This window comes from Zavarzinia sp., assembly GCF_049306435.1.
Taxonomy (GTDB): domain Bacteria; phylum Pseudomonadota; class Alphaproteobacteria; order Zavarziniales; family Zavarziniaceae; genus Zavarzinia.
Window position 1 is genome coordinate 39,244 of the sequence record NZ_JBAQRT010000320.1, and the last position, 17,980, is coordinate 57,223.

At 66.9% G+C, this 17,980-nt stretch carries 15 protein-coding genes; 9 read left to right on the forward strand and 6 right to left on the reverse strand.

What is annotated here, in order from left to right; genetic code table 11:
• Positions 1–114 precede the first annotated feature (114 nt).
• On the forward strand, positions 115–1,416 hold the full coding sequence (guaD, locus tag WAZ62_RS18055) for a guanine deaminase (RefSeq protein WP_422644928.1): 1,302 nt from the start codon (positions 115–117) through the stop codon (positions 1,414–1,416).
• Here the strand turns inward: guaD and ade are convergent.
• The 4 genes from ade to WAZ62_RS18075 form a co-directional block, all read right to left on the reverse strand.
• Positions 1,403–3,115 carry an adenine deaminase gene (ade, locus tag WAZ62_RS18060; protein ID WP_422644929.1) on the reverse strand — a complete coding sequence of 571 codons (1,713 nt, stop codon included), beginning with the start codon at positions 3,113–3,115 and terminating at the stop codon, positions 1,403–1,405. The genes guaD and ade overlap by 14 nt on opposite strands.
• 140 nt (positions 3,116–3,255) lie before the next feature.
• A complete protein-coding gene (locus WAZ62_RS18065) occupies positions 3,256–3,969 on the reverse strand; it encodes a Bax inhibitor-1/YccA family protein (protein ID WP_422644930.1) in 714 nt (237 codons plus the stop codon).
• A 22-nt stretch (positions 3,970–3,991) separates the two neighbouring features.
• Positions 3,992–4,759 (reverse strand): anti-sigma factor family protein, encoded by a 768-nt coding sequence (locus WAZ62_RS18070; RefSeq protein WP_422644931.1) that lies wholly within the window; start codon positions 4,757–4,759, stop codon positions 3,992–3,994.
• Positions 4,743–5,453, reverse strand: a complete 711-nt coding sequence (locus WAZ62_RS18075) for a sigma-70 family RNA polymerase sigma factor (protein WP_422644932.1) — start codon at positions 5,451–5,453, stop codon at positions 4,743–4,745. The genes WAZ62_RS18070 and WAZ62_RS18075 overlap by 17 nt, the downstream gene beginning before the upstream one ends.
• Positions 5,454–5,518: 65 nt before the next feature.
• Between WAZ62_RS18075 and WAZ62_RS18080 the strand changes: the two genes are divergently transcribed.
• A complete protein-coding gene (locus WAZ62_RS18080; protein ID WP_422644933.1) occupies positions 5,519–5,770 on the forward strand; it encodes a hypothetical protein in 252 nt (83 codons plus the stop codon).
• A gap of 74 nt (positions 5,771–5,844) precedes the next feature.
• Entirely contained in the window at positions 5,845–6,390 is a 546-nt protein-coding gene (locus tag WAZ62_RS18085; RefSeq protein ID WP_422644934.1) for an MOSC domain-containing protein, read from the forward strand.
• 21 nt (positions 6,391–6,411) lie between these two features.
• On the opposite strand, the gene upp is transcribed toward WAZ62_RS18085, so the two are convergent.
• The gene (upp, locus tag WAZ62_RS18090; RefSeq protein WP_422644935.1) at positions 6,412–7,059 is read right to left on the reverse strand and encodes a uracil phosphoribosyltransferase; all 648 of its coding nucleotides are present in this window, start codon (positions 7,057–7,059) and stop codon (positions 6,412–6,414) included.
• A gap of 44 nt (positions 7,060–7,103) precedes the next feature.
• The gene (locus WAZ62_RS18095; RefSeq protein WP_422644954.1) at positions 7,104–8,477 is read right to left on the reverse strand and encodes a class II 3-deoxy-7-phosphoheptulonate synthase; all 1,374 of its coding nucleotides are present in this window, start codon (positions 8,475–8,477) and stop codon (positions 7,104–7,106) included.
• A 192-nt stretch (positions 8,478–8,669) separates the two neighbouring features.
• On the opposite strand from WAZ62_RS18095, the gene WAZ62_RS18100 reads away from it, so the two are divergent.
• From WAZ62_RS18100 to rnr, 6 genes are all read left to right on the forward strand, one after another.
• Positions 8,670–9,782 (forward strand): S-(hydroxymethyl)glutathione dehydrogenase/class III alcohol dehydrogenase, encoded by a 1,113-nt coding sequence (locus tag WAZ62_RS18100; protein ID WP_422644936.1) that lies wholly within the window; start codon positions 8,670–8,672, stop codon positions 9,780–9,782.
• Between the two features lie 118 nt (positions 9,783–9,900).
• Positions 9,901–10,740, forward strand: coding sequence for an S-formylglutathione hydrolase (gene fghA, locus WAZ62_RS18105; protein WP_422644937.1), 840 nt, complete (start codon positions 9,901–9,903; stop codon positions 10,738–10,740).
• Between the two features lie 82 nt (positions 10,741–10,822).
• Positions 10,823–11,812, forward strand: coding sequence for a bile acid:sodium symporter family protein (locus tag WAZ62_RS18110; protein ID WP_422644938.1), 990 nt, complete (start codon positions 10,823–10,825; stop codon positions 11,810–11,812).
• Positions 11,813–11,862: 50 nt separating this feature from the next.
• A complete protein-coding gene (gene dprA / locus WAZ62_RS18115; RefSeq protein ID WP_422644939.1) occupies positions 11,863–12,975 on the forward strand; it encodes a DNA-processing protein DprA in 1,113 nt (370 codons plus the stop codon).
• Positions 12,976–13,011: 36 nt separating this feature from the next.
• Positions 13,012–15,675: a type I DNA topoisomerase gene (topA, locus tag WAZ62_RS18120; RefSeq protein ID WP_422644940.1), complete on the forward strand. Its 2,664-nt coding sequence runs from the start codon at positions 13,012–13,014 to the stop codon at positions 15,673–15,675.
• A 5-nt stretch (positions 15,676–15,680) separates the two neighbouring features.
• Complete coding sequence (gene rnr, locus WAZ62_RS18125) at positions 15,681–17,969, forward strand: ribonuclease R (protein WP_422644941.1); 2,289 nt, start codon at positions 15,681–15,683, stop codon at positions 17,967–17,969.
• The last annotated feature ends 11 nt before the right edge of the window (positions 17,970–17,980 follow it).

Below are 17,980 nucleotides of genomic sequence, written 5' to 3' on the forward strand. Positions count from 1 at the left end.
TCCCTCCTCACCCCACCCTCTCCTCCCGGGAGGAGAGGGCTGTTCTCCCTCGCCCCCTTGGGGGAGAGGGCCGGGGTGAGGGGGATTTCCGAGCCCATTCCAGAAGAAGCAACCATGACCCATCCCCGCGCCCTCCGCGGCCGCCTGCTCGACTTCACGGCCGATCCGGCCAGCGCCGGCAAGGGCGCCCTGCGCTACCTCGACGACGGCATCCTGGTGATGGAGGGCGGCCGCATCACCCGGCGCGGCCCGGCCAGCCTGCTGCTGCCGACCCTGGGCGACATGCCCGTCGACGATCATTCGGGCAGGCTGATCCTGCCCGGCTTCATCGACCTGCATATTCATTACCCGCAAAGCCGGGTCATCGCGGCCTTCGGCACCCAGCTGATGGACTGGCTCGAGCGCTATACCTTCCCCGAGGAATCCCGCCTCGCCGATCCGGACGTCGCCTCGGCCATGGCGCGTTTCTTCATCGATGAACTGCTGGCCAACGGCACGACCACCGCCGTCGTCTATGGCACCGTCCATGCCGCCGCCGCCGATGCCTTCTTCGAGGCGAGCGCGGCCGCCCATACCCGCATGATCGCCGGCAAGTCGATGATGGACCGCAATGCCCCGCCCTGGCTGATGGACACGGCCCAGGGGTCTTATGACTCGGTGAAGGACCTGATCGCGCGCTGGCATGGCACCGGCCGCCAGCTCTATGCCGTCACCCCGCGCTTCGCCATCACCTCGACCGACGAACAGATGGAGGCCTGCGCCGCCCTCATGCGCGAGCACGACGGCGTCTATCTCCAGACCCATCTGTCGGAGAACGACAAGGAAATCGCCTTCGTCCGCGAGATCTACCCCTGGGCGAGGAATTACGCCGACGTCTATCGCCACTTCGGCGTGATGGGGCCGCGCTCGCTCTTCGGACACAGCATCCATCTCGACGACAGCGAGGTCGCCATGCTGGCCGACAGCGGCTCGATCGCCGTGTTCTGCCCGACCTCGAACACGTTCCTCGGCTCCGGCCTGTTTGACCGCGACCGGCTGGCGGCGGGGGGCGTGCGGATCGGCCTCGCCACCGATGTCGGCGGCGGCACCTCCTATTCGATGCTGGCGACCGCGGGCGAGGCCTATAAGGTGCTGCAATTGCGCCGGCAGACCCTGCGCCCGCTCGACGCCTTCCACATGATGACGCGCGGCAATGCCGAGGTGCTGGGCCTCGGCCATGAGATCGGCACCCTCGACATCGGAACCGAGGCCGATGTCGTCGTCCTCGACGCCGCGGCCACCCCGGCCATGGCGCACCGCATGACCGCGATCGAGGATGATATCGAGCAGGAACTCTTCGTCCTGATGATCATGGGCGACGACCGCTCGGTCGCCGCCACCTATGTCGCCGGCGAGCGGGCGGTCAGGCCGCGATAAGCTCGAAGCGGTCGACGTCGACGACGCCCTTGTCGGTGATCTTCAGATGGGGGATCACCGGCAGCGGCAGGAAGGCCAGCTGCAGGAAGGGCTCGGGCAGCGGGCAGCCCAGTTCGCGCACGACCTTGCGCAGGGCGACGAGGTCGGTGCGTACCCCCTCGAACGGCTTCAGCGAGATGAGGCCGGCCATGGGCAGGGCCAGTTCGCCCACCACCTTGCCGCCCACCACGGCGACGAAACCGCCGCCGATCTCGATCAGGCGGTTCACGGCGATGGCCATCTCGGCATCGTCCTGGCCGACCACACAGACATTGTGGCTGTCGTGCCCGACCGAGGAAGCAAGGGCGCCCCGGACAAGGCCGAAGCCCTTGACGAAGCCCCGGCCGATGTTGCGGTTCTTGCCGTGGCGGGCGACGACGCAGACCTTCAGCACGTCGTTTTCCGGATCCGGCAGGCGGATGCCGTCCTTGTAGGGCAGCGTCATGGTCAGGTGGGCGGTGACCACCGAGCCCGCCTCGACCCCGATCACCGCGCCGGTCGGCGAGGAGGAACAGGTGATGAAATCCGCCGCCTCCACCGGGGCCAGCTTCATGGAATCGAGGCCGATCGGCGCCGGCAGGATCCGGCTGTCGAACAGGCCGGGAGTGACGATATGCCCGGCCGAGATCACGCTGTTCACGTCGCAACTCGCGAGATCGTTCAGAAGCACGATATCGGCCCGGCGCCCGGGCGCGATCACGCCCCGATCGCGGAGGCCAAAGCCCTGCGCCGCCGACCAGGAGGCGGCGCGATAGGCATGGGCGACGGGCACGCCGGCCCGGATCGCGCGCCGGATCAGGTAATCGACATGGCCTTCCTCGTGAATGTCGAGGGGGTTGCGATCATCGGTGCAGAAGGCGACGAAGGACGAGGTATCGGCGGTGATCAGCGGCGAGAGCGTGTCCACGTCCTTGCACACCGTGCCTTCGCGGATCAGCACCTGCATGCCCTTGCGCAGCTTCTCCCGCGCCTCGGGCAGGCTCGTGGTCTCGTGGCAGTTGCGGATGCCGCAGGAAAGATAGGCGTTCAGATCCCGGCCCGACAGCATGGGCGAATGGCCGTCGATATGGCAACCCTCGAAGGCCGCGAGCTTGGCGAGGACGTCCGGGTCCTTGTAGAGGACGCCCGGCACATTCATGAATTCGGCAAGGCCGATCGAATGCTTGTGGCCCTTGTATTTCACCAGGTCGTCGGCGGTCAGGGTCGCGCCCGAGGTCTCGAGATGGGTCGCCGGCACGCAGGACGAAAGCTGGACCCGCAGGTCCATGACCGTGCCCGCCGCCGCCTCGAGGAAATAGTCGAGGCCCCGGGTGCCCATCACGTTGCAGATTTCATGCGGGTCGCAGATCGCCGTCGTCGTGCCGCGCGGCAGCACGCAGCGGTCGAATTCGCCGGGCGCGATCAGGCAGGATTCGACATGGACATGGGTATCGATGAAGCCGGGCACGGCAATGAGGCCCCGGCCGTCGATCTCGATCTTGCCGCGATAGCCTTCGTAGGTGCCGACGATGCGGTCGCCGCAGATGGCGATATCGCCTTCCGCGACCTCGGCGGTGAAGACATTGAGGAAGCGCGTGTTGCGGATGACGATATCCGCCTCCATCCGGCCGAGGGCCTGATCGATCATGCGCTCGAGGAAACTCGTGTCGTATTTCGCCATGGCACCGCCTTCCAACGCTTCACCCGTTGAATGTAGGCGCTCGTGCCCCGAAAGCGAAGCGGGGAGCGCGAGGCTCCCCGTCCGTGTTGCTCCTGGGCTTCGTCATCCCGGCGCCGGCCGGGATGACGATGGAGAGCAGCTTATTCCCGCTCGCCGGTGAGGTTCAGCAGCAGCTGGAAGATGTTGATGAAGTTGAGGTACAGCGACAGGGCGCCGAACACCGCCATCTTCTGCTGCGATTCCGCGTCGTAGTTGGAGGCGTATTGCTCCTTGATCGACTGGGTGTCCCAGGCGGTCAGGCCGACGAAGACGAGGATGCCGGCGACCGAGACGATGAACTGCAGCGCGCTGGAGCCCAGGAAGATGTTCACGACCGAGGCGATGACGACGCCGATCAGGCCCATGATCAGGAAGGAGCCGAATTTCGACAGGTCCTGCTTGGTCGTGTAGCCATAGAGGCTGGTGGCGCCGAACATGGCGGCGGCGATGAAGAAGGTCCGCGCGATGCTGGTCCCGGTGAAGACCAGGAAGATCGAGGCCATGGACAGGCCCATGACCGCGCAGAAGGCCCAGAACATGCCCTGCGCCGTGCCGGCCGACATTTTCTCGATGCGGAACGAGAAGAAGAAGATGAAGGCCAGCGGTGCCAGCATCACCACCCACTTCAGGGGCGTGCCGAAGATCGGCACGAACAGCGCCGGCGTCGTGCCGACGATGAAGGCGACAAGGCCCGTGACCACGAGGCCGAGGCCCATGTAGTTGTAGATCCGCAGCATGTGGCGGCGCAGGCCCTCGTCGAACAGGGCGCCGCGCGTGGCGGCACCGGCCTGCCAGGCATAATTCGGGTTGTTCACGTCACATCCTCCTTGTCGGTGTTCAGAACAGGCTGTTGGAAAGGGTGGCTGCCGCATCGGCCAGGGCTTTTTCGTCGCCGCCACCAGTCAGGGCATAGGCGACTTCGCCCATCTGCCAGTAGACCGCCGCCGGCCCGCCGCCGGGGGCGATGGAAACCGGGGTGACGGCGAAATCGCCCGGCCGCACGGCGAAGAGCGACAGCGGGCCAAGACGGTCGGCATCCAGCGTCATCTCCACGCTCGGCCCATAGGTCGAGGGGAAGATCTGCAGGTCGAGGACACGCCAGCCCCCCGGCAACATGGGCAGGGTCATCGCCGTTGCGGCCCGGATTTCGTCGGCGTCGAAGGACTCGACGGCGCCGTCATGGGCCTCCATCCGCAGCAAGGCCGCCTGATGGGCGCGCAGCGCATCATCGACGAAGGCAGGGGGCCGGGCGGAGGCGATACTGTCGGAAATCATCATCGGTCCCAGCACGCCATGGGCGGCCCAGCCAACAAAGCCGATGGCCAGCACGGCGGCGATCCGGCGCAGCGCGCCCATGGGACGGCGACGTTCCAGCCCCTCGGCCAGACGACCGGCGGCATCGACCAGCGCGGGGTCCGGCTGATCCGGCGGCGGAAAGGCGAGGCGCAGGGCATCGCGCCGGCCGATGTCGGCCATCACCTTCGCGGCGGCGGCGGGATCACCCGCCAGATGGCTCGCGACCTCGATCCGCCGCGCGGGCGGCAGCTGGTCGTCGACGAAAGCGTCGAGGTCGAAGGCGGTGATCGGATCAACCGGCTGGGTCATCTGCCCCTCCCACCAAACGAAGGCCATGCGGCCGGCCCTGGCCGTCTTCCATCGACCGCAGCGCCGCGCGCGCCCGGCTGATGCGCGACATCAGGGTACCGGCGGGAATATCGAGGATCGCGGCCGCTTCGGCGTAGGACAGACCCTCGACCGCGACAAGGTGCAGCCCCGCGCGCTGTTCGGCCGGCAGACCGAGGAAGGCGGCCGCCACCTGGCCGAGGCGCACTGCGTGCTCCTGTGCCGGGGCGCTGTGCTCATCGGCCATGAAGGCGGCATCGCGCCGGCCCCGCGCATCGTCGCGGCGACGGCCATCGATGAAGCAATTGTGCAGGATCGACAGCAGCCAGCTGCGCAAGGGTCCATCCGGGCGGAAGCTCGACCGGCGCTCGAAAGCGCGCAGCAGGGCTTCCTGCACGAGATCGTCGGCGGCGACGGCATCCCGCGTCAGGGCCAGGGCATAGCGGCGCAAGGGGCCGAGTTCCCCGATCACCCGCGCTCTGATCGTATCCTGCGTCATGGTCCATATACGCTGCCGCGCCCGCTTTCCTTCCCCGGAAAATGCGACAAATCGCCGTCGTCCCCACCGAATGACGCAGCGCAAGGAATCCTGTCGATGACGCGACGTAAATGGGACCCGGACGCCGCCACGGTTCCACCACATTCGGATGCCATGATCGCAATTGGACAAGTCCATCCGGAAGGAACAGTCAACCAAGCGGCACCACGCCTTATCGACGGATGCAAGGAAAGGATACTCCCATGAATGCCACCCTCGCCGATGCCGAAAAAGCCATCCAGGCCGCCATTCTGAAAGTCCAGGCCCTGGGCGAGATTCCCAATCGCCCGGCCGTGATCGATGCCGCGGTGAAGCGCCTGATGATGGCACAGGAACCGGAAGCCCAGGCCCGCGACCTCGTCGCCCATGCCGTCGCCGCCATGCGCCAGAAGGGCACGCTGAATGCCCATCAGGGTCCGCTGAACCTGTGGTCGGTCGACGACCTCAACGCCTGACGGCGGCCTGACGCCATCTTGCCCCTCCCCTTCGGCTGGCCCATAGTGCGGCCCGCCGATCCGGGGAGTGTCGCATGTCTGATCCCGTCGTTGTCGCTGTCGCCGCCAGTCCTCGTCACGGCTTCAGCAAGCAGCCCCTGCCCCGCATCGAGCTGATGGCCGGGCTTGGCGTGATCGGCGACGCGCATGCCGGCGTGAATGTCCAGCATCGCTCCCGCGTCGCCCGCGACCGGATGCAGCCGAACCTGCGCCAGCTCCACCTGATCCATGCCGAATTGTTCGAGGACTTGGCCCGCGCCGGCTTTGTCGTGCGCCCGGCCGAGCTGGGCGAGAATGTCACCACAAGGGGCCTCGATCTCCTCGCCCTGCCACGCGGCACCAGGCTGCGCCTCGGCGCCCTGGCCGAGGTCGAACTGACCGGCCTGCGCAACCCCTGCGTCCAGATCGATGGTTTCCAGCAAGGCCTGACCCAGGCCGTGCTCGGCCGCGACGCCGCCGGCCAACTGGTGCGGAAAGCGGGCGTGATGGCGATCGTGCTCCGCGATGGCCCGGTCCAGCCCGGCGATGCCATCACGATCACCCTGCCCGCCCCGCCCCGTCAGGCGCTGGCGCCGGTGTGACGGAAACCCCGGGAGACGGGGTTACTTGGTGCCGAACAGGCGGTCGCCGGCATCGCCGAGGCCGGGCACGATATAGCCGTGATCATTCAGGCATTCGTCGATGGCGGCGGTATAGACCGTGACATCGGGATGCGCCTTGCGGAGGGTGGCGATGCCTTCCGGCGCCGAGAGCAGCGAGACGAATTTGATCGAGCTGCAGCCGGCCTGCTTCACCTTGTTGATGGCGGCGACGGCGGAATTCCCGGTCGCCAGCATGGGATCGAGCACGATCGCCATGCGCTCGTCGATATCGCGTGGCAGCTTCAGGAAATATTCGACCGCCTGCAGTGTCTTGGGATCGCGATAAAGACCGACATGGCCGACCCGGGCCGCCGGCAGGATATCGAGCATCCCCGACAGAAGCCCGTCGCCCGCGCGCAGCACCGAGACGAGGCAGAGCTTCTTGCCGGCGAGTTGCGGCATCATGCAGGTCTTGATCGGCGTCTCGATCTCGACGAGTTCGGTCGGCACGTCGCGCAGCACCTCATAGGCGAGCAGCATGGCGATCTCGCCCAGCAGACGGCGGAACCCCAGCGTGGAGGTTTCCTTCTTCCGCATGATGGTCAGCTTGTGCTGGACCAGGGGATGATCGACGAGGATCACCCCCGGGTCGCTGGCATGTTCAGTCATTTGATCCCTCAGACTCAAGGCTCCGAGGGCCTATTACAGCACCGTCACGAGGCAGCGGCCAGCATGGCGCCCACCCTTTCCTGCTTGATCCCTTCGGCCAGCAGGAAGGCGAGTTCCAGCGCCTGCGAGGCATTGAGGCGCGGGTCGCAATGGGTGATGTAGCGATCGCCCAGCTGCTCGTCGACGATGTCGACCGCGCCGCCGATGCATTCGGTGACATTCTGCCCGGTCATCTCGAGATGGATGCCGCCGGCATAGGTGCCTTCCGACTGATGGACGGCGAAGAAGCCGCGCGTCTCGGTCAGGATGCGGTCGAACGGCCTTGTCTTCAGGCCGGACGCCGACTTGATCGTGTTGCCATGCATCGGATCACAGGACCAGACGACCTTGCGCCCTTCCCGCTTCACCGCGCGGGCGAGGGCCGGCAGCTTGCGCTCGACCTGATCATGGCCCATGCGGGTGATCAGGGTCAGGCGGCCGGCCTCGTTGTTCGGGTTGAGGGCATCGATCAGGCGGATCAGCTCGTCCGGCTCCATGGTCGGGCCGACCTTGCAGCCGATCGGGTTCTTGATGCCGCGCATGAACTCGACATGAGCGCCATCGAGATTGCGGGTGCGCTCGCCGATCCACAGCATATGGGCCGAGGTGTCGTACCAGCCGCCCTGGGTCGAATCCTCGCGGGTCATCGCCTGCTCGTAGCCGAGCAGCAGCGCTTCGTGGCTGGTGTAGAAATCGGTCTGGCGCAGCGCGGGGGTCGTCTCGCCGGTCACGCCGCAGGCACGCATGAAGTTCAGCGATTCCTCGATGCGCTGGGCGATGTCGCGATACCGTTCCATGGCGGGACCGGAGACGAAGCCCATGTTCCAGCGGTTCACCTGGGCAAGATCGGCATAGCCGCCCTGGGCGAAGGCGCGGATCAGGTTCAGCGTCGCCGCCGACTGGCCATAGGCCTGCAGCAGGCGGTTCGGGTCGGGGACCCGCGCCTCGGCCGTGAATTCCGGACCGTTGACATTGTCACCGCGATAGGACGGCAGCGTGACGCCGCCGATTTCCTCGTTCGGGGCCGAACGCGGCTTGGCGAACTGGCCGGCGATACGGCCGACCTTCACCACCGGGCAGGAGGCCGCGAAGGTCAGCACCACGGCCATCTGCAGGATGACGCGGAACATGTCGCGGATATTGTTCGGGTGGAACTCGGCGAAACTCTCGGCGCAGTCGCCGCCCTGGAGCAGGAAAGCCCGCCCCTCGGCCACTTCGCCCAGCGATTTCTTCAGGTTCCGCGCCTCGCCCGCGAACACCAGCGGCGGATAGGACCGGAGCTTCTCCTCGACCGCCGCGATCTGCGCGGCATCGGGATACTCGGGCACCTGCTTGATCGGCAGGTTGCGCCAGCTGTCTAGGCTCCAGGGCTTACCCATCATTCTGTTCCGGGTCTCTACTTCGATAGGGACGACACATATAGGGAGTTTGTGGAAAGAACGCCAGCGGAACGGGCAATCCCCGGGACCTCGACCGTCCCGTCCGGCGCAGGGGCCCATGCGCCGGACGGCGCGGTTGCCTGTCCAGCGCCGCTCTGGAACACTGCGCGCCGCCATGAACAGGGAGAATCCGTGATGGACGTCCGCGCCGCCGTCGCCTTCGAGGCCGGCAAACCGCTAGAGATCGTCAATGTGCAGCTGGAAGGCCCGAAGGCGGGCGAGGTTCTGGTCGAGATCAAGGCGACGGGCGTCTGCCATACCGATGCCTTCACCCTCTCGGGCGCCGATCCGGAAGGCCTGTTCCCGGCCATCCTCGGCCATGAGGGCGCGGGCGTCGTGGTCGAATGCGGCCCCGGCGTCACCACGCTGAAGCCCGGCGATCACGTCATTCCGCTCTACACCCCGGAATGCCGCGAATGCGAATATTGTCTCTCGCGGAAGACCAATCTCTGCCAGAAGATCCGCATCACCCAAGGCCGCGGCCAGATGCCCGACGGCACCAGCCGCTTCTCCTACAAGGGCCAGCCGCTGCACCATTACATGGGCACCTCGACCTTCGCCAATTACACCGTGGTGCCCGAGATCGCCCTCGCCAAGATCCGCACCGACGCGCCCTTCGACAAGGTCTGTTACATCGGTTGCGGCGTGACCACCGGGGTCGGCGCCGTGATCAACACGGCGAAGGCCGGCGTCGGCTGCAATGCCGTCGTTTTCGGCCTCGGCGGCATCGGCCTCAACGTCATCCAGGGCCTGCGCATGGTCGGCGCCAACATGATCGTCGGCGTCGATCTCAATGACGACAAGGAAGAATGGGGCCGGCGCTTCGGCATGACCCATTTCGTCAACCCGAAGAAAGTCTCGGGCGATATCGTCGCCCATCTGGTGGAACTGACCCGGGGCGGCGCCGACTATTCCTTCGACTGCACGGGCAACACGACGGTGATGCGCCAGGCGCTCGAGTGCGCGCACAAGGGCTGGGGCGAGAGCATCATCATCGGCGTCGCCGCGGCGGGTCAGGAAATCTCGACCCGTCCCTTTCAGCTGGTGACCGGCCGGTCGTGGCGCGGCACGGCCTTCGGCGGGGCGCGCGGCCGGACCGACGTGCCGAAGATCGTCGACTGGTACATGGACGGCAAGATCGAGATCGACCCGATGATCACCCATGTCCTGCCTCTCGAGCAGATCAACGAGGCTTTCGACCTCATGCATCACGGCAAGTCCATCCGCGCCGTCATCACGTTCTGAGCCGGATCGTGGTCCCGGCGAAAGCCGGGACCACGCGATGGATAAGGCACAATATCACCTCCCTCGGGATCCCGGCCTTCGCCGGGATGACGCTTGAGGAGAGCATCGGAACCCCGGCATGACCTTCGAAACCGTCGAACTGCACAAGGCCCACGAAGGCCTTCAGGGTGTCTATCGCCACGCCTCCACGGCGACCGGCGGCAGCATGACCTTCGCGCTTTACCTGCCGCCGCAGGCCCGGGCTGGCAAGGTGCCCCTCGTCACCTATCTCTCGGGCCTGACCTGCAGCCATGCCAATGTCATGGACAAGGGCGAGTATCGGAAGGCGGCGGCGGAACATGGCATCGCCATCCTCTGCCCGGACACCAGCCCGCGCGGCGAGGGTGTCGCCAATGACGACGCCTATGACCTCGGCCAGGGCGCGGGCTTCTATGTCGACGCGACGCAGGCGCCCTGGGCGCCGCATTTCAACATGTGGACCTATGTGACGGAGGAATTGCCGGCCCTGGTCGCCGCGCATTTCCCGCTCGACATGAACCGCCAGGGCATCACCGGCCATTCCATGGGCGGGCACGGCGCGCTCACCGTCGCGCTGCGCCACCCCGGCCGTTTCCGCTCGGTCTCGGCCTTCGCGCCGATCGTCGCGCCGGCGCGGGTGCCCTGGGGCCGGAAGGCGTTTCCCGCCTATCTCGGCGCCGATCCGGCGAAATGGCGCCGCCATGATGCCGTCGCCCTGATCGAGGATGGCGCCCGTCTGGCCGAGATCCTGGTCGATCAGGGCACGGCGGATAATTTCCTCGAAGGCCAGCTGAAGCCCGAATTGCTGAAGGCCGCCTGCGACCGGGCCGGGATCGACCTCACCCTTCGCCTGCAGGAAGGCTATGACCATTCCTACCACTTCATCTCGACCTTCATGGCCAGCCACATAGGCTGGCACGCCATGCGCCTGAAGAGCTGACCTGCAGACAAGGCGATGGACAGGTCGCGGGCAGGACGGGCAAGGTCGCGCCTTCCTGCCTGTTTTTTGACTGTTCGCGCCGATGAAAAAAGTCCTGACCGATCCCTTCCTGCTGTCGCTGTTCGGCATGGTCGTGCTGGCGGTGCTCCTGCCGGAGCCGGGCCGGACCGGCGGCTTTCTCCATATGGAATGGGTCTCGTCCTACGGCATCGCCGTGGTCTTCTTTCTCTATGGCCTGACCCTCGCGCCCGAGAAGATGCGGGCCGGCCTCATGCAGTGGCGGCTGCATCTCGTCGTCGTCGTCGGGACCTTCGTGCTGTTCCCGCTGATCACCCTCGGCGCCGAGAAGGCGGTGACACCGTTGTTCCCGCCGGAGATCTGGGCCGGCTTCTTCTATGTCGCCGCCCTGCCCTCCACCGTGTCCTCGTCGGTCGCCATGACCTCGATGGCGAAGGGCAATGTCCCGGGCGCCCTGTTCAACGCCAGCCTGTCGAGCCTGATCGGCGTCTTCGCCACCCCGGCCCTGATGGCTTGGTATCTGAGCCAGAGCGGGGCGCCCGCCCTGCCGCTCGGCACCGTCATCCTGAAGATCGTGCTGCTCGTCCTGCTGCCGACCGTGATCGGCCAGATCCTGCACCGGCCGCTGGTCGGCTGGGCGACGCGCCATGCCGGGCTGATCAAGCTGATGGATCGGACCGTGATCCTGGCGATCGTCTATAATTCCTTCTGCGATTCCGTCGAAAGCGGCCTGTGGCAACAGCACGACCCGGCGATGCTGGTCGAGATCGCCGTCGCCTCGGTCGTCCTGTTCTTCGTCGTCTACGGCCTGTTGACGATCCCCTGCAAGCTGATGCATTTCAACCGCGAGGACCGGATCGCCGCCCTGTTCTGCGGCTCGAAGAAATCGCTGGCGACCGGCGTGCCGCTGGCCGGCATCATCTTCGGCGCCAATCCGGCCCTGGGCCTGATCATTGTACCGATCATGATCTATCACTTCCTGCAGCTGGTGATCGTCTCGGTGATCGCCAATCACCACGGCACGGAAGCCGCCAACCCCACCACACAGGCTTGAGGCGAACGAAAAGCCCGTCCACAATGCATCCGCCCAAGAGCGGAGCGCATGTGAGCAACAGGACAATTTCTCGTGGTGACCTCGTCGACCGGTTGCGCCTGATCCGCACGGAGACGGTGGGGCCGGTCGCCTTCGATCATCTGCTGTCGCTCTACGGCACGGCGGCGGCGGCGCTCGATGCCCTGCCTGGTCTCGCCCGCAGGGGCGGCGGCAAGGCGCTGCGCGTGCCCAGCAAAGCCGAGGCCGAGCGCGAGATCGCGGCGACCGAGAAGGCCGGCGCCCGTTTCCTGGCCAAGGGCGACGCCGACTATCCCCGCCTTCTCGCCGCGATCGAGGCGGCGCCGCCACTGATCACCGTGAAGGGCCATATCGGCCTTGCGCGCCAGCCGGCGGCGGCCATGGTCGGCGCCCGCAATGCCTCGGCGGCCGGCCAACGCCTCGCCCGCGAGATGGCGGGGGATATCGGCCGCAGCGGGATGGTCGTGGTTTCGGGCCTGGCCCGGGGCATCGACGGCGTCGCCCATATCGCCGCGCTCGACACGGGGACCATCGCCGTCGTCGCCGGCGGCATCGATGTCGTCTATCCGCCGGAACATGCCGACCTGCAGGCCCGCGTCGCCGAGGCCGGCCTCGTCGTCGCCGAAATGCCGGTCGCAACCCAGCCCCAGGCCCGCCATTTCCCCCGCCGCAACCGCCTGATCTCGGGCCTTGCCCTTGGCGTCGTCGTGGTCGAGGCGGCGCTGAAGTCGGGTAGCCTGATCACCGCGCGCTTCGCCCTCGAACAGGGCCGCGAAGTGATGGCGGTGCCCGGCAGTCCGCTCGATCCCCGGGCCCGGGGCGCCAACGACCTGATCCGCCAGGGCGCCCGTCTTGTCGAGTCGGGTGCCGAAGTGGTTGATATTCTCAGCCCGATGGTCGAGGTTCCATTGGCCGAGCCTGCGCGCGACGGTTATGCCGCCGGCCCGGCAAGCCCCCCGGACGAGAGGGAGATCGAGCGCAACCGGGCCCGGATCGTCCAGCTTCTTTCACCTGTTCCGATTGCCGTCGACGAGTTGCTCAGGCAAGCCGAATTGACACTCCCTGTAGTTTTCACCATTTTGCTCGAACTGGAACTGGCTGGCCGCCTGATGCGCCATGCCGGCGGGCGGGTCTCGCTGATCTGACCGTTTTTTGCTTCTGCGCTGTAGAACCGAGACCCAATGAACGTCGTCATCGTCGAGTCGCCGGCGAAGGCCAAGACCATCAACAAGTATCTCGGGCACGATTACACCGTGCTCGCGAGCTTTGGTCATGTCCGCGATCTCCCCGCCAAGGACGGCTCCGTCCGCCCCAACGAAGATTTCGCCATGGATTGGGAAATCGACGCTGACGCCAAGAAACGGATCGCCGACATCGCCAAGGCGCTGAAGGGCGCCCATCGGCTCTATCTCGCCACCGACCCGGATCGCGAGGGCGAGGCGATTTCCTGGCATGTGCTGCAGATCCTGAACGAGAAGAGGGCGCTGAAGGGGGTCGAGGTCGGCCGCATCACCTTCAACGAGATCACCAAATCGGCGGTGACCGCGGCGATCAAGGCGCCGCGCATCCTCGACCAGGAACTGATCGACGCCTATCTCGCCCGCCGCGCGCTCGATTATCTGGTCGGCTTCACGCTGTCGCCGGTGCTGTGGCGAAAGCTGCCGGGCGCCCGTTCGGCCGGCCGGGTGCAATCGGTCGCGCTGCGCCTGATCTGCGACCGCGAACTGGAGATCGAGCGGTTCAAGACCCAGGAATACTGGTCGGTGCTCGGGCATTTCGCGGCCGGCGACGGCAGCGGCTTCGACGCCCGCCTGACCCATCTCGACGGCAAGAAACTCGACAAGTTCGACATCAACAATGCCGAGAAGGCGGAAGAGGCCAAGGCCGCGATCGAGCGCCGGGACTTCCACGTCGATGCCGTCGAGTCGAAGCCCGGCTTCCGCAATCCGGCGCCGCCCTTCACCACCTCGACCCTGCAGCAGGAAGCGGCGCGGAAACTCGGCTTTTCCGCCCAGCGCACGATGCAGCTGGCCCAGCGGCTCTATGAGGGTATCGACGTCGACGGCGAGACCGTCGGCCTCATCACCTACATGCGTACCGACGGCGTCTCCATGGCCAACGAGGCGATCCATGCCGCCCGTGGCCTGATCGACGACCGCTACGGCAAGGCCTATGTGCCGGACGCGCCCCGCATGTACAAGACCAAGGCGAAGAACGCGCAGGAAGCCCATGAGGCGATCCGGCCGACCGATTTCGCCCGTCTGCCCGACAAGCTGCGCCGGCTCGATCCCGACCAGCAGCGGCTATACGAACTGATCTGGAAACGCGCCCTCGCCTCCCAGATGGCGAGCGCCCGGGTGGAGCGGACCACGGTCGACGTCACCTCGCGCGACAGGAATGTCGTGCTGCGGGCCACGGGCTCCGTGGTGCTGTTCGACGGTTTCCTCACCCTCTATCAGGAAGGCGAGGACGACCGGGCCAAGGACGATGAAGAGGGCGGCCGCCTGCCCCGCCTGATCAAGGACGAGGGGCTGCGCCGTGGTCCCGTCACCATCGCCCAGCATTTCACCGAACCGCCGCCGCGCTATTCCGAAGCCAGCCTCGTCAAGAAGCTGGAGGAATTGGGCATCGGCCGGCCGTCGACCTATGCCTCGATCCTGACGACGCTGCGCGACCGCGCCTATGTCACGATGGACAAGAACCGCTTCATCCCCGAGGACAAGGGCCGCCTCGTCACCGCCTTCCTCGAGAGCTTCTTCTCCAAGTACGTCGAATATGGCTTCACCGCCAATCTCGAGGAACAGCTCGACGATGTCTCGGCCGGCAAGCTCGGCTGGAAGGAAGTGCTGCGCGCCTTCTGGACCGACTTCATCACGGCGATCGACGGCACCAAGGACCTGAAGATTTCCGATGTGATCGAGGCGCTGGACCAGCTCCTCGGCCCGCATCTGTTCCCCGAGGGCGAGGATGGCAAGGATCCGCGCGTCTGCCCGTCCTGCGGCACCGGCCGCCTGTCGCTGAAGCTCGGCAAGTTCGGCGCCTTCATCGGCTGCACCAATTATCCCGAATGCCGCTTCACCCGGCAGTTCGGCATGGCGGGCGACGATGCGCAGAAGACCGCGATCGGCGAGGATGGCATCAAGGTCCTGGGCGACGATCCCGCGAGCGGCGAGAAGATCTCGCTCCGCTCCGGCCGCTTCGGGCCTTACGTCCAGCAGGGCGACGGCGAGAAGCCGAAGCGCGCCAGCCTGCCCAAGGATGTGACGCCCGACGCCATCGACCTCGGCAAGGCGATCGCGCTCCTGTCCCTGCCGCGCGACGTCGGCCCGCATCCCGAGACCGGCAAGGTGATCCAGGCCGGGATCGGCCGCTATGGCCCCTATATCCTGTGCGACGGGCGCTATGTGAACCTGCCGACCTCGGAGGAAGTCTTCTCGATCGGCCTCAATCGCGCCGTCGCCCTGCTGGCGGAGCCGCCCAAGCGCGGCAAGCGCGCGGCGGCGGAGCCCCTGAAGGCGTTCGGCGAACACCCCGAGGACGGCAAGCCCATCACCATCATGGACGGCCGCTTCGGCCCTTACGTTTCGTGGAATGGCATCTACGCGACCCTGCCCAAGGGCAATGATCCGCAGTCGGTGACGCTCGAGGAAGCCCTGGCCCTGCTCGCGGCCAAGGCGGCCAAGGGTGGCGGCAAGAAGAAGGCCGCCCCGAAAAAGGCCGCGCCCAGGAAAGCCGCCGCCACCGAGGGCGAGGACGCCCCGGTGAAAAAGGCCCCGGCCAAGAAGCCGGCGGCGAAGAAAACCGCCGCCAAGAAACCGGCCGCCGCCAAGAAGAAGGCGGGCTGATCGGCGTGGCGAAGCGTCCGCCCCGGGCCGGCACCCCGCTTCCGACCAAGGAAGAGATCGCCAAGTTCCTGGCCGATCATCCCGGCAAGGTCGGCAAGCGGGAAATCGCCCGCGCCTTCGGCATCACTGGCGATGCGCGGATCGAGCTGAAACGCCTGCTGGCGGAAATGGCCGATCAGGGCATTGTCGGGCGGGAGCGCCGCCGCGGCCTCGTCGCCGCGGGTGCCCTGCCCTCGATCGCCGTCATCGAGGTGATCGAGGCGCCGGAGGACGGCGAATTGCTGGCCCGCCCGGTGCAATGGCCCGAAGGGCTCGATGTGCCGGAAATCGACGTCCTGCCCGGCAAGCACCCCGGCCCGGCCCCCACGGTCGGCGACCGCGTGCTGGCCCGGATCGAGCGGGGCGAGAACCATCTGGGCCACCCGCGCTATCGCGCCACCATCATGCGCGCCCTCTCCCGCGAGGCGGAGCGGGTGATGGGCGTCATCCGCATGGAAAAATCCGGCGAGGCGCGGCTCGTCTCCGTCGACCGCCGTTCCAAGACCGATTACCGCATCGACAGCGCCGACCTGAAGGGCGCCCTCGACGGCGAACTGGTCTCGGCCGAAACCATGCCCGGCCGCCCCATGGGCCTGCCCAAGGTCCGCGTGCGCGAGCGCCTTGGCGACATGGGCGAGGCGAAGTCGATCAGCCTCATCGCGATCCACAGCCACGGCATCCCCGTCGCCTTTCCGCCCGAGGCGATCAAGGAAGCCAGGAAGGCCGCGCCCGTCACTCTCGGCAAGCGCGAGGACCTGCGTCCCCTGCCCCTCATCACCATCGACCCCGTCGATGCCCGCGATCACGACGATGCCGTCTACGCCGAGCCGGACGGTGATCCGAAGAACCCGGGCGGGCATCATGTGGTGGTCGCCATCGCCGATGTCGCCCATTACGTCCGGCCCAACTCCGCCCTCGACCGGGCGGCGAAGGAGCGCGGCAATTCCGCCTATTTCCCCGACCGCGTGGTGCCCATGCTGCCGGAGGAATTGTCGACCGACCTCTGCTCCCTGATCGAGGGGGAGGACCGGGCGGCGCTCGCCCTGCACCTCTGGCTCGATTCCGAGGGCAACAAGATCCGACACCGCTTCACCCGCGCCCTCATCCGCATCGCCGCCGGGGTCCATTACGCCCAGGCGCAAGACGCGATCGACGGCAAGACGGACGAGATGACCGGCCCCTTGCTGGAGCCCGTCCTGAAGCCCCTGTGGGCCGCCTGGAAGGCCGTGATGATCGCCCGCGAGAAGCGGGAGCCTCTGGAGATCGACGCGCCCGAGCGGGTGATCCGCCTCGGCGCCAGCGGCCATGTCCTCTCGATCGAGCCGCGCGCCCGCCTCGATGCCCACCGCGTGATCGAGGAATTCATGATCCTCGCCAATGTCGCGGCGGCGGAGGAACTGGAGACGCGGCGCCAGCCCTGCATGTACCGGGTGCACGACCAGCCGACCGCGACCAAGCTGGACGCTTTACGCGAATTCCTGCGCACCATCGACATCAAGCTGGCCAAGGGCCAGGTGCTGAAACCCCGGCAGTTCAACGGCATTCTCGCCCGCACAAGCGAGGGGCCGCACGCCCGCGCGGTCGCCGAAATCGTCCTGCGCAGCCAGGCCCAGGCGGTCTATACGCCCGAGAACATCGGCCATTTCGGCCTTGCCCTGCGGCGCTACGCCCATTTCACCTCGCCCATCCGGCGCTATGCCGACATTCTCGTGCACCGCGCGCTGATCCGGGGCTGCAAGCTCGGCGACGGCGGCCTGTCGGACGACGAGGTGCCCCTGTTCGAGGAAACCGCCGAACATATCTCGACCACCGAGCGCCGGGCCATGGCGGCGGAGCGGGAATCGACCGACCGCTATCTGGCGGCCTATATGGCCGACCGGGTGGGCGCGGTCTTCACCGCGCGGGTCTCGGGCGTCACCCGTTTCGGCCTCTTCGTCACCCTGGACGAGACCGGGGCCAACGGTCTCGTGCCCATTTCCTCCCTCGGCAATGATTTCTTCCGCCACGACGAAGCGGCCCATGCCCTGATCGGGCGCAACCCGGCCAATCGCTTCACCCTCGGCGATCAGGTGAAGGTGACCCTGCGCGAGGCGACGCCGATCACCGGCGGCCTGGTGTTTTCCATCGCCCGGCCCGGCGACGGCGAAGACGGCGCCGAGGATGCCCCCCGTCCCGGCCCCCGCTTCCGCCGGGGCGCGGGCACGGGCGCGTCACGGGGTCGCGCACCCTTGAAGAAGTCCAGAAAGCGCACTTAAGTACACGTCGA